The 12,861-nt window shown below is 38.1% G+C and carries 9 protein-coding genes; 6 read left to right on the top strand and 3 right to left on the bottom strand.

Annotated features, from left to right (window positions below):
- Window positions 1-50: 50 nt before the first annotated feature.
- The 3 genes from carB to KGF34_RS03785 all read left to right on the top strand — a co-directional run bounded on the left by carB (window position 51) and on the right by KGF34_RS03785 (window position 6,986).
- Window positions 51-4,103, top strand: coding sequence for a carbamoyl-phosphate synthase large subunit (gene carB, locus KGF34_RS03795; RefSeq protein WP_252559865.1), 4,053 nt, complete (start codon window positions 51-53; stop codon window positions 4,101-4,103).
- Window positions 4,104-4,106: 3 nt separating this feature from the next.
- Window positions 4,107-5,729, top strand: a complete 1,623-nt coding sequence (locus tag KGF34_RS03790) for a CTP synthase (protein WP_022235519.1) — start codon at window positions 4,107-4,109, stop codon at window positions 5,727-5,729.
- A 75-nt stretch (window positions 5,730-5,804) separates the two neighbouring features.
- Window positions 5,805-6,986 carry an LL-diaminopimelate aminotransferase gene (locus tag KGF34_RS03785; protein WP_252559864.1) on the top strand — a complete coding sequence of 394 codons (1,182 nt, stop codon included), beginning with the start codon at window positions 5,805-5,807 and terminating at the stop codon, window positions 6,984-6,986.
- Window positions 6,987-7,454: 468 nt separating this feature from the next.
- Here the strand turns inward: KGF34_RS03785 and KGF34_RS03780 are convergent, their stop codons facing one another.
- From KGF34_RS03780 to KGF34_RS03770, 3 genes are all read right to left on the bottom strand, one after another.
- Window positions 7,455-8,705 (bottom strand): chloride channel protein, encoded by a 1,251-nt coding sequence (locus KGF34_RS03780; RefSeq protein ID WP_252559863.1) that lies wholly within the window; start codon window positions 8,703-8,705, stop codon window positions 7,455-7,457.
- Window positions 8,702-8,950, bottom strand: coding sequence for a hypothetical protein (locus KGF34_RS03775; protein WP_249376062.1), 249 nt, complete (start codon window positions 8,948-8,950; stop codon window positions 8,702-8,704). The genes KGF34_RS03780 and KGF34_RS03775 overlap by 4 nt, the downstream gene beginning before the upstream one ends.
- 81 nt (window positions 8,951-9,031) lie before the next feature.
- Entirely contained in the window at window positions 9,032-9,265 is a 234-nt protein-coding gene (locus tag KGF34_RS03770) for a hypothetical protein (RefSeq protein ID WP_252559862.1), read from the bottom strand.
- A gap of 780 nt (window positions 9,266-10,045) precedes the next feature.
- Here KGF34_RS03770 and KGF34_RS03765 point away from each other — a divergent pair.
- From KGF34_RS03765 to KGF34_RS03755, 3 genes are read left to right on the top strand one after another with little or no spacing between them, the layout of a single operon-like run.
- The gene (locus KGF34_RS03765) at window positions 10,046-10,654 is read left to right on the top strand and encodes a sugar transferase (RefSeq protein ID WP_354667455.1); all 609 of its coding nucleotides are present in this window, start codon (window positions 10,046-10,048) and stop codon (window positions 10,652-10,654) included.
- Complete coding sequence (locus tag KGF34_RS03760) at window positions 10,644-11,738, top strand: glycosyltransferase family 4 protein (RefSeq protein WP_252559860.1); 1,095 nt, start codon at window positions 10,644-10,646, stop codon at window positions 11,736-11,738. The genes KGF34_RS03765 and KGF34_RS03760 overlap by 11 nt, the downstream gene beginning before the upstream one ends.
- A gap of 31 nt (window positions 11,739-11,769) precedes the next feature.
- Window positions 11,770-12,861, top strand: a complete 1,092-nt coding sequence (locus KGF34_RS03755; protein ID WP_252559859.1) for a glycosyltransferase family 1 protein — start codon at window positions 11,770-11,772, stop codon at window positions 12,859-12,861.

The raw sequence follows: 12,861 nt of genomic DNA, 5'->3' as shown, positions 1-12,861 counted from the left end.
CATAATTTATATACGAATTTGATTTTTAAATAAGGATAAGGAATGATTTTATGCCACTTAAAAGCAACATTAAAAGAGTTATGGTAATCGGTTCGGGTCCGATTGTAATCGGTCAGGCTGCTGAATTTGACTACGCAGGCACACAGGCTTGCCGTGCGCTTAAGGAAGAGGGACTTGAGGTTATTCTCGTAAACTCTAACCCTGCTACCATTATGACAGATAATGCAATGGCTGATAAAATTTATATCGAGCCGCTTACACTTGAAACAGTTAAAAGAATTATTAAAAAAGAGCGTCCCGACAGCCTTCTTTCCACACTCGGCGGTCAGACAGGTCTTACACTTTCTATGCAGCTTGCAAAGGAAGGTTTCCTCGATAAATACGGAGTTCAGCTCCTCGGCGCTAATCCTGAAACAATTGACAAGGCAGAGGACAGACAGATGTTCAAGGACACAATGCTTGAAATCGGACAGCCTGTTATTCCGTCACTCGTTGTAAACGATGTTGAGTCTGCCGTAAAATTTGCAGATGAAATCGGCTACCCTGTAATTATTCGTCCTGCATTTACACTCGGCGGTACAGGCGGCGGTATCGTAAATGATGAGGAAGAATTAAGAGAGATTACTTCAAACGGTCTTGAGCTTTCACCGATTACACAGGTTCTTGTAGAGAAATGTATTTCGGGTTGGAAAGAAATAGAGTTTGAGGTAATGCGTGACAGCGACGGCAATGTTATTACTGTCTGCTCAATGGAGAACTTTGACCCTGTCGGCGTACATACAGGCGACAGTATCGTTATTGCTCCTACTGTTACTCTTGCAGATAAAGAGTATCAGATGCTCAGAAGTGCGGCGCTCGATATTATCTCTGCCTTAAAGGTAGAGGGTGGCTGTAACTGCCAGTTCGCACTTAATCCGGAAACATTTGATTATGCCGTAATCGAGGTAAACCCAAGAGTTTCCCGTTCATCGGCTCTTGCGTCAAAGGCAACAGGTTATCCTATTGCAAAGGTAGCGGCTAAGATTGCTATCGGCTACACACTTAATGAAATCAAGAATGCTGTAACGGGTACAACATATGCTTGCTTTGAGCCTGCTCTCGACTATGTTGTAGTTAAATTCCCAAAATGGCCGTTCGATAAATTTGTATATGCAAACCGCACACTCGGTACTCAGATGAAAGCAACAGGCGAGGTTATGGCTATTGCTCCTACATTTGAGCAGGCTATTATGAAGGCTGTAAGAGGTGCAGAGATTTCTCACGATACACTCGATGATAAGGAATTTGCTCAACTTTCAAATGCGTCTGTTTACGACAGATTAAGCGTTTGCGATGATAAGAGAATTTTCTGCGTATATGAGGCACTCAAGAGAGGCATTACTGTAGAGCAGATTCACGAAGTTACACTTATTGACGAGTGGTTCTTGGAGAAACTCAAGAATATCATTGCTGTTGAGAATGAGCTTAAAAACAGCGAGCTTACAGATGACCTCTACTACAGAGCAAAGAAAATGGGATTCCTCAACAGAACTATTGAGGCTATTACAGGTAAGAAATGCGAAAAGAACCTTTTGCCTGTATATAAAATGGTTGATACCTGCGCCGCTGAATTTGAGGCACAGACACCTTACTTCTACTCAACCTTTGATAAGGAAAACGAGGCAGAAGAGTTTATTAAAAATAATAAATCAGATAAAAAGACAGTTATCGTATTCGGTTCAGGCCCTATCAGAATCGGTCAGGGTATCGAATTTGACTATGCGTCGGTTCACTGCGTATGGGCACTTAAAAAGGCAGGCTACGATGTTGTTATCGTAAACAACAACCCTGAAACCGTATCTACCGACTTCGACACTGCCGACAGACTTTACTTTGAGCCGCTTACAACAGAAGATGTTATGGGTATCATCAATACAGAAAAGCCATACGGTGTTGTAGTAGCATTCGGCGGTCAGACAGCTATCAAACTTACAAAGCATATGAGCGACTGCGGTGTTAATATTCTCGGTACTTCATATGATGCCATTGATATGGCAGAGGACAGAGAGCGTTTTGACGAACTCCTTGAGAAATACCACATTAAGCGTCCGAGAGGCGTAACGGTTATGACAACCGATGAGGCTCTCGAGGTTGCCGAAACAATCGGCTATCCTGTACTTCTCCGTCCGTCTTATGTACTTGGCGGTCAGAATATGATTATCGCATTTAACGAGGCTGATGTTAAGGAGTATATGGCTATTATTCTTGCACAGAATATAGAGAACCCAATCCTTATTGATAAATACTTACAGGGTACAGAGCTTGAAGTTGACGCTATATGTGACGGTGAGGATATTCTCATTCCGGGTATTATGGAGCATATTGAGAGAGCCGGTATCCATTCCGGTGACTCAATCGCTGTATATCCTGCTTGGAATATTTCTGACAAGATGACACAGACAATCATTGAAAGTTCTAAGAACCTTGCTATTGAGTTACAGACAAAGGGTCTTGTAAATATTCAGTACCTTATCTATAACGATGAGCTTTATGTAATTGAGGTAAATCCCCGTTCATCAAGAACAATTCCTTATATCAGTAAGGTTACAGGCGTACCTATGGTTGACCTCGCTACAAGAGCAATGCTCGGCGAAAAGCTCAAGGATATGGGTTACGGCACAGGTCTTTACAGAAAGAGCCCTTACATTGCAGTAAAAGTTCCGGTATTCAGCTTTGAAAAACTTATCAATGTTGATAACCACCTCGGACCTGAAATGAAGTCAACAGGTGAAGTTCTCGGTGTTGCAGGCACTCTTGAAGAGGCTCTTTATAAGGGACTTATCGGTGCAGGTTACAAGATGAAGAAAAACGGCGGTGTATTTATTACTGTTCGTGATTCCGATAAGGCAGAAATCGGCGAAATTGCCAAGAAGTATTATGACCTCGGCTTTAAGATTTATGCTACAGAGGGTACAGCAGCCGTACTTAAGAAATACGGTATTGACGCTGTTGCCGTAAAGAAGATTCACGAGTGCAAGACAGACAACACACTCACACTTATTGAGTCGGGTAAGATTCAGTATGTAATTTCAACTTCCGCAAAGGGCAGAATTCCGTCAAGAGATTCTGTTAAAATCCGCAGAAAGACAGTTGAGAGAAACATTCCTTGTCTTACAGCTCTTGATACCGCAAACGCACTTGCGGATTGCCTTAAGAGCCATTATTCACAGCACAGTACAGAGCTTATAGATATTAACCATATGAGGGATGAAAAAGAAATGCTTAAATTTACAAAGATGCAGGGCATCGGTAATGACTATATTTATTTCAGCACTTTTGATCAGGAAATCAACAATCCGGAGGCTCTCTCTGTAAGACTTTCAGACAGACACTTCGGTATCGGCGGCGATGGTATTATTCTTGTTTGCCCATCTAAGGTTGCTGACGCTAAGATGAAGATGTACAACCTTGACGGTTCAGAGGGTAAGATGTGCGGTAACGGTATCCGTTGCGTGGGTAAGTTCCTCTATGACCACGGTATGGTTGATTACAAGGAGAAAGACGAAATCACAATTGAAACCCTTTCAGGTATCAAGAGCCTTAAGGCTTACACAACCAACGGTGAGGTAACAAGCCTTAGAGTAGATATGGGCAAGGCAATTCTTGATCCAAAGGAAATCCCTGTTGCTATGAATAAGGACAAGATTGTAAACGAGCCTGTTACAATCGGCGACAAGGAATACAACATTACCTGCGTATCTATGGGTAATCCACACTGCGTTGTATTTATGGATGACATTGACAATCTTGACATTGAAAAGATTGGTCCTATGTTTGAAAACGATAAACTCTTCCCGGAGAGAGTTAATACAGAATTTGTTACAGTTCTTGACGACCATACAATCAAGATGAGAGTATGGGAGAGAGGTTCAGGCGAAACATGGGCTTGCGGTACAGGCGCTTGTGCGGTAGCTGTTGCGGCTTGTGAAAACGGCTTCTGCAAAAAGGGCGACGATATTAAAATCAAGCTCAAGGGCGGTGACCTTGTCATCAATTACACAGACGAAACCGTATATATGACAGGTAACGCCGAAAAAGTATTTGAAGGAGAGATTGAGGTATAATTTATGGCTAATCATACTGAAAAAAAAGCTAAAAAATATATATTTGTAACAGGCGGCGTAGTATCCGGTCTTGGTAAGGGTATTACAGCAGCTTCTCTCGGCAGACTCCTTAAGGCAAGAGGCCTTAAGGTAGTCGCTCAAAAACTTGATCCGTACATCAATGTTGACCCGGGTACAATGAGCCCGTATCAGCACGGCGAGGTTTATGTAACTGAGGACGGCGCAGAAACCGACCTCGACCTCGGTCACTATGAGCGTTTTATTGATGAAGACCTCAACAAGTATTCAAATCTTACAACAGGTAAGGTTTATTCAAATGTACTTGAAAAAGAGCGTCACGGCGATTACCTCGGCAAAACAGTACAGGTAATCCCGCACATTACAAATGAAATTAAGTCTTTTATTTACAATGTAGGTGAAAAGACTGACGCCGATATTGTAATTACAGAAATCGGTGGTACAGTAGGCGACATTGAAAGCCAGCCTTTCCTTGAGTCAATCCGTCAGGTTTCGCTTGAAGTCGGCAGAGAAAACAGTATTTTCATTCATGTTACACTTGTTCCGTACATTAAGGGCAGTGAAGAGCATAAATCAAAGCCGACACAGCATTCGGTTAAGGAACTCCGTTCACTCGGTATCAACCCTGATATTATTGTTCTTCGTTGTGACGAACCGCTTGAAGAGAGTATCTTTAAGAAAATTGCTTTGTTCTGTAATGTAAAGCCTGACTGTGTAATTGAGAACATTACACTTCCGACTCTTTATCAGGCACCGCTTATGCTTGAAGAGAGCAACTTCTCAAATGTAGTTTGCCGTGAACTTAACATAGCCACAGACAAAACACCTGACCTTACAGAGTGGAAAGAAATGCTTGAAAGAATCAATAACCGTTCAAAGAAATGCAAAATTGCTCTTTGCGGTAAATATGTTGCACTTCACGACGCATACCTTTCAGTAGCCGAGGCACTTCGTCACGCAGGTTACGAAAATTCCGCTGATGTTGAAATCAAGTGGGTTGATTGTGAGCTTATCACAAAGTATTCGGCAGATGACCTTTTAGGCGATGTTGACGGTATTCTTGTTCCGGGCGGCTTTGGCAACAGAGGTGTTGAAGGCAAGGTAATGGCTGCCAAATATGCTCGTGAGCACGATATTCCGTACCTCGGTATCTGCCTTGGTATGCAGACAGCAGTAATTGAATTTGCTAAGCATGTACTCGGATATGAGGATGCAAACAGCGGTGAGTTTGCTCCGGAGGGCAAGCACAATGTAATCGACCTTATGCCCGAACAGCTCGGTATTGAAGATATGGGCGGTACAATGCGCCTCGGTGCTTATCCTTGCGTTATCAAGAAAGGCTCAATTATGGAAAGAGCTTACGGTAAGCCTGAAGTACAGGAGCGCCACCGTCATCGTTATGAATTTAATAATGATTACAGAGAAGAAATTGAAAAGGCAGGTATGATTATTACAGGTACATCACCTAACGGTATGCTTGTTGAGGCAGTTGAAATTCCTGCCAATAAGTTCTACATCGGTGTTCAGTATCACCCTGAATTTAAGTCCCGTCCTAACAGAGCACATCCGCTTTTCAGAGAGTTTATTAAGGCTTCGCTTGATAAGTAATTTTGGAATTTTCTTGGTTTTGGCAATTACTTGTCACTAACCTTTTGCCCATATATCAGAAAAGGATTGATAATAATGCAGATTAACAGAAATTTTGACAACCTCGTGCCAAACTATCTTTTTGCAGAGGTTGCATCAAGAACAAATAAGTATATGCAGGAACACCCTGACAAGAAGGTAATTAAGCTCGGTATCGGCGATGTAACACTTCCGCTTGCTCCTGTTGTAATTGAGGCTATGAAGAAAGGTGCGGAAGACCTTGCACATAAGGATACTTTTAAGGGCTATCCTGATTATGAGGGCTATGCATTCCTCAGAGAGGCTATTTCTAACTATTATGCAGGTTTTGGCGTAACAGTAGATGCAAACGAAATCTTTGTGTCCGATGGCGCAAAGTCAGACTGCGGCAACATCGGTGACATTTTCGGCAAGGATAATGTTGTTCTCGTTACCGACCCTGTTTACCCTGTATATGTTGACTCAAACATTATGGCAGGCAGAAAGATTGTTTATGCTAACTCAAACCGTGAGAATAACTTTGCGGCTCTCCCTGATGAGAATGTAAAGGCTGACATCATCTATCTCTGTTCACCTAATAACCCAACAGGTTCAGCCTATACAGCTGACGAGTTAAAGCAGTGGGTTGACTATGCAATCAAGAATGACGCTATCATTCTCTATGATGCAGCATATGAGGCATTTATTACAGAGGATCTCCCTCGTTCAATTTTCGCAATTGAGGGTGCAAGAAAGTGCGCAATTGAGATGTGCTCACTTTCAAAGACAGCAGGCTTTACAGGTACAAGATGCGGCTACACAATCATTCCGAGAGAGCTTGAGCGTGACGGTCACAACATCTACAATACTTGGTATCGCCGTCAGGCAACTAAGTTTAACGGTGTTTCATGGCCTGTACAGTGTGCAGCTGCCGCTGTATTCAGTGAAGAGGGTCAGAAGCAGATTAAGGAGAATATTTCTTACTACCAGGATAATGCAAAAATTATCTCATCAGCTATGGATGAACTCGGCATTTATTATACAGGCGGTAAGAACTCACCGTATATTTGGCTCAAGTGCCCTAATGATATGGGTAGCTGGGAATTCTTTGACCTCCTTCTTAACGAGGCTAATGTAGTAGGTACTCCGGGTGAGGGCTTTGGTAAGAACGGTGCAGGTTACTTCCGTCTTACTTCATTCGGTGACAGAGAAAACACAATTGAGGCAGTTGAAAGAATTAAGAAGTTACTTTCTAAGTAATTTTATTTCTGCCAAAGTATAGTGATTATTTGAATTTTAAAGGTGCTGTAAAAAAACAGCCCAAATAAAAAATGACTGCATTCTAAGCGAAAGTTAGGAATGCAGTCATTTTTCTGTAATGGAATATCTTTGAGTTTGACTTGTCCGTTTTCATAAATATATACACTGCCTCTGCAATAAGGGCATCGGATTGACTGCGTTGACCTTACGCTCTCCAAAAACAGTACGCTTTTATCTTTATTAGGGCTGATTTCTATATGTGTTCCTTGAAATCCTTTACTTTAAAATTCGACTTTGATGTCATCTAAAAAGAGCATAGGTTTCTCTCCTCCGTTGTTTGTCTTGTCAATTACAATTCCGGAGCTTCATATGCTCTTTTTCAATATTTACTTTTGATTATCCCACATTTTTCCGTGATGAGGGATAAAAAGGAATCAAAATTTTGAAGTTTTGATTCCTTTTTGCTATTTATTTGTTTTGATGTTTATTTTTATTTAATACTTTCCCTACCACCAAACTGCTCAAAAAAGCCGCAAGCAAAATCCATGGGAGGATTCTTGCGTCGAAGCAGAGTAGGAGAAGTACGGTTACTGCAAGAGGTTTTCGCATTGTAACACCGAGAAGTGCTGCGGTAATTACTGCTGCGCAAAATGCGGTATCAAGTCCCATAAGTAGGGCTACACCAAAGCCGATACTCACTCCGCAGAAAATAACGGGGAAGAAATGACCGCCTTTCCACCCTGATTTAATGCAAACATTTGTTATTACAAGTTTTAATAATCCTGAAATTATCAGTATCCACGGCGCAAATTCTCCGATGCCGTTATTTATCTCGTTAATGCTGTCTTCACCCGAAAACATTACAAGCGGAAGGTATGTACCGAAAATTCCAAGAATAATTCCGCCGAGTGTGGTGCTTATTATTATTCCTAAACTGCTCTGAATTTTATCAAATAAAATTTTGAGCAGTTTTTCTGATATTATAAATAAAAGTCCAGCTAAAGTGCCGAGAAGTGCAAGGGGAATACCCCATAGTCTTTCAGTATTTGTAATGTTGTATTCGCCTATTCTCGGTAATCCCATACTGCCACCGAAAGCTTGATTCAGTAAAAATATTGTTCCTGTTGCAAACAGCACAGCTACGATATTTGAAATTAATTTGCCTGTGCGTATATCGGTTGCTTTGTCTTGGGTATCTAATTGTTCTTCATTTGCTGCGGCAAGACCGAAAAGCGGTGCATAAAAAATAGCCGTTAATGTGGCGCTCACACCTGTTTGCATAAGTTCGGGTATCTTACTTTGTGCATTCTTCATATGATTGCCTGCCCAGTAACAAAGTCCGACAATAACTCCTGTAAGTCCTGCTTCCGGTCCGATACTGCCGCCGAAAAGCAGTGGAATAAGTGCGGAAATACAAAGCAACAGCACTTTATTGTACGGATAAAATTTATCTCGCTTAACTTTTTTCATTACTTCGTCAAGCTCGTCGGGGACTGCTTTTGAGATTTTTTGATATATTCCAAGAAGTATTCCGCCGATTGTACAAACTGCAAGAGGATAATATGTAAAATTGATATTTGACGGAACAGTTTCCCATATAAAGCTGATTCCAAGGCTCATTAATTTAAGAAATAGCCATACTATACAGGCTATTACCGCACCGCTGAACCCGCAAAAAAGATAATAGATGAAATTGTTGGCAAGTGTACTTTTTTTCATATGTTGCTCTCCGTATTAAAATTATATGATTTCTTTTGAGTGTTGTAATACGCAATTGTGTCTATATTGTCAAGTATAAATTGTTGGACATTGCTGTCATATAAAACGACTTTATATGAACCGTACATACCCAAGCGTTCCTGTGTTGTGATGCCGAGTTGAATACCGTTTTCGTCTGCAAAATATTCAAGCATATTAATTTTTATAAGCCAATTAGTTATGCTTGTTGTTTTAATTCCTTTCATTTCCTCGGTATCAATCAAAACTGTTAAGCTTTTTGGTAATTTCGGTAACTGTAATTGGGTTATCATCAAAAACATAATCTGCTAATTGCTGTGGTGTAACAGAAAAGGGAATTTTACTGTTTTTCTTTTTTGCGGATTGTTGTTATTTTCAATTAAATTTCTAAGTACATCTGAAACATAAAAAAGACATCTTGAAATATGTATATTATTTATAGTATCGTTTTCTGACGCCAATTCATTGGTTATTGGATTTATTCCGTTGGCGAGTTTGTCAAGATATGATTTTGCTTTTAAAAGTTTTTCGCTTTCGTTCAAGTTAATCACCTGCTGCAGCTTTTATTAGGTAGTATGTATTTAAAATTATACCATATTGATATAGAATATTGCAATTAATTAGAGAAAAAATATCGAAAATTTAGCTAATATGTTATATTAAAGTGCTGAAAGAAACTTTGTTGTGAAACAATATAATAGCTATTATTGGTGATGAAAGTGCAATTCAGCCTAAGTGTTTTGTTTATTAGGTCGAGAGATGTATTGCAAATTGAGATAAGCAAATATTTAAACATAATTATATTTTATTAGATAACTATGATAAAGCGGTTGCCGAGATCGGATAGTGGTATAGATTATGATTTATAGCATTTATATAAGATTTTTATATCGCAATAATTTAATATAATATAAAATAATATTGTAGATGATATGACCCCTAAAAATATTAAAATATTTTAAAAGCACTCTATGATTTGCAGAACTCCTGATTGGTTGGTATTTGTTTTCACTCTCTCAGGGGCAAGGATTACTGCTGTTTTTGCAAATAAAGCTGAACCCAAAATTTTGTGTACTATAATCAAATTTAATTGTAGGTTTTCTTGCAAATTAACAATGATTTTGTAAAAAAATGCAAAATAGTCAAATTTATATTGGTCAATATGCATATATTAAAGAAAAGTGCCAATTTATTAGTTATATTAATCTTAAATAAGCTTTTTTGTTGATATATTGAACTTTATGTGATATAATTATGAAAAAGTGTAGTGTGTAAGTGTGTGCATATATTAAGAGGTATTAATTATGAACAGAGAAAAAACAATTTACAATAGAATAATTAAGAGAATTTTAGATGTTATATGCTCTTTTATGGCAATTGTATTTCTCTCAATAGTTTATTTACCAATTTGTGTAGTTATAAAATGTACAAGTAAAGGCCCGATTTTCTTTAAGCAAAAGAGAATCGGAAAAGATAAAAAATATTTTAATATACTTAAATTCAGAACAATGAGAATTGATACTCCGAAAGATTGTCCTACTCATTTGTTAAAAAATCCGGAACAATATATCACTAAAGTTGGCAAATTTCTGAGAAAAACAAGTTTAGATGAATTGCCGCAAATTTTCAATATATTTATAGGTGATATGAGTGTTATAGGACCTAGACCTGCACTGTGGAATCAAGATGATTTAATAGCTGAAAGAGATGAATATAACATTAACAATTTAACCCCCGGGTTGACCGGTTGGGCTCAGATTAACGGAAGAGATGAACTTCCTATACCTGAAAAAGTACAGATGGACAAGGTTTATTATGATAATTTGAGCTTTGCGTTTGATGTTAAGTGTTTGTTTATGACAGTTGTCAGCGTATTTAAACACGAGGGAGTAGTGGAAGGCGGAACAGGAGCTATGAGTGATGAGCAATAAGAAAAAGAAAATTTTGATTCTGACTAACCATTCTTATATGCTTTATCGTTTCAGGAAAGAGTTAATTGAAGAGTTGATGAAGAATAATGAGGTAATATTAAGTATGCCTTTTGTCGGTCATCATGAAGATTTTATGAATATGGGTTTGCACTGTATAGAAACAAAAATGGAGCGAAGAGGTATAAATCCTTTTACCGATCTTTCTTTAATTAATTTTTATAAGAAAATGCTAAAAGAAGAAAAACCAGATTTAGTTATAACATATTCAATTAAGCCTAATATTTATGGCGGACTAATGTGTTCTAAGCTAAAAATTCCTTTTTATGCTAATGTTCAGGGCTTAGGAACAGCTTTTCAAACAAAAGGTCTTGCGCAATTTGTTACTTTATTGTATAAAACCGCTTTTAAAAAAGTACAAACTGTATTTTTTGAAAATCAGGTTAATGCTGATGAATTTAAAAGCAGAAAAATCATACAACCTGAAAAAGAAACCGTATTAAACGGTGCAGGCATAAATTTGGAAATATATAATTACCAACCATATCCGCATAATAAACCGCCAAGATTTTTATATCTTGGCAGAATTATGAAAGAAAAGGGTATGGATGAACTTTTTGAGGCATCGGAGAAACTGCACAATGACGGCGAGAAATTTATTCTGGATTTAGTTGGCTTTTTTGAAGATGAGTATAAAGAAAAAGTTGACCGACTTGTTGAGAAAGGCATTGTTGCATTTCACGGCTTCCAGGAAGAACCTCGACCTTATTATGCAAAAGCAGACTGTGTAGTGATGCCCAGTTATCATGAGGGAATGAGTAATGTCAATCTTGAGGCTTCTGCTACCGGCAGACCGGTAATTACCACAAATATTCCCGGATGCAGAGAATCTGTGGAAGACGGAATTACAGGCTGGCTGTGTGAATCGAAAAATGCAGATAATCTTTACGAAAAGATGAAAATGTTTTTAAATACAAATATTACTACTCGTGAAGAAATGGGAAAGAAAGCTCGTAAAAAAATGGAAAAAGAGTTTGACAAAAATTCGATTGTGAAACAAACTATAGCCGCATTAGATTTAAATTAAATGTTTAATATAGATTGTTGGAAGGATTAGTATGATAAGAGTATTACAAATTGTAACATATATGGGCAGAGGCGGTCTTGAAACTATGATAATGAACTATTATAGAAATATTGATCGCAATAAAGTTCAGTTTGACTTTCTTGTTCATCGTCAGGAAGAAGCTGATTATGATAAAGAAATAGTTGCTTTGGGCGGTAAAATTTATCATATGCCAATGTTAAATCCTTTTTCAAAATCTTATTTTAATGCTTTGGATTCATTTTTTAAAGAACATAAATATGATATTGTACATTGTCATTTAGATTGTATGAGCGCATACCCTCTAAAAATAGCCAAAAAAAATGGTGTAAGAGTTAGGATTGCTCATTCACACAATAAAAGTCAAGATAAAAATTTAAAATATCCGATTAAATTATATTCTAAGAGATTAATTCCAAAGTACGCTACACATTTGCTTTCTTGTGGAAAAGAGGCAGGCGATTGGATGTTTAACGGAAAGCCGTATACAATTTTAAATAATGCAATAGATGCCCAATCTTATCGTTTCGATAAACAAATTCGTGAAGAAATGAGAGAACAACTTGGCTTTAACCAAGAAGATTTTGTTATCGGCCATGTAGGCAGATTTAATCCTCAAAAAAATCATAATTTTATAATTGATGTATTTAATTTTGTGCATAAAAAGAATACAGCGGCGAAACTGGTGCTTGTTGGTACAGGCGATGGACAGAAAGCAATTAAAGAAAAAGTAGAATCTCTTGCATTATCTGATAGTGTTTTATTTTTAGGTAACCGAACCGATGTAAATAAAATTTTACAGGCTATGGATGTATTTCTTTTTCCGTCACTTTACGAGGGTTTGCCGCTTTCTATAATTGAAGCTCAAGCTGCCGGATTACCATGCGTTATATCCGATAATGTTCCACCGGAGTGTATAAAAACAGATAGAGTTTTTCGTTATAGTTTAGAAAAGCCTTTAGATTTTTGGGCGAATAAAATAATAGAGGCTGCAAAAATTGAGAAAAATGATACATATGATGAAATTGTAGCTTCCGGATTTGATATTAAAAATAATGCAAATAAACTGCAAAACTTTTACACTTCGTTTTGTTATGGAGAATGA

It is taken from the genome of Ruminococcus sp. FMBCY1 (assembly GCF_023921805.1).
Taxonomy (GTDB): Bacteria; Bacillota; Clostridia; order Oscillospirales; family Acutalibacteraceae; genus Ruminococcoides; species Ruminococcoides intestinale_A.
Note: the sequence above shows the minus strand (reverse complement) of the source record. Positions and strands in the feature narration are given on the sequence as shown.

Excerpts from the sequence above, each read along its gene's own strand:
- carB (WP_252559865.1), top strand. The coding sequence starts at position 51 with ATGCCACTTAAAAGCAACATTAAAAGAGTTATGGTAATCGGTTCGGGT.
- KGF34_RS03790 (WP_022235519.1), top strand. The coding sequence starts at position 4,107 with ATGGCTAATCATACTGAAAAAAAAGCTAAAAAATATATATTTGTAACA.
- KGF34_RS03785 (WP_252559864.1), top strand. The coding sequence starts at position 5,805 with ATGCAGATTAACAGAAATTTTGACAACCTCGTGCCAAACTATCTTTTT.
- KGF34_RS03780 (WP_252559863.1), bottom strand. The coding sequence starts at position 8,705 with ATGAAAAAAAGTACACTTGCCAACAATTTCATCTATTATCTTTTTTGC.
- KGF34_RS03775 (WP_249376062.1), bottom strand. The coding sequence starts at position 8,950 with ATGAAAGGAATTAAAACAACAAGCATAACTAATTGGCTTATAAAAATT.
- KGF34_RS03760 (WP_252559860.1), top strand. The coding sequence starts at position 10,644 with ATGAGCAATAAGAAAAAGAAAATTTTGATTCTGACTAACCATTCTTAT.
- KGF34_RS03755 (WP_252559859.1), top strand. The coding sequence starts at position 11,770 with ATGATAAGAGTATTACAAATTGTAACATATATGGGCAGAGGCGGTCTT.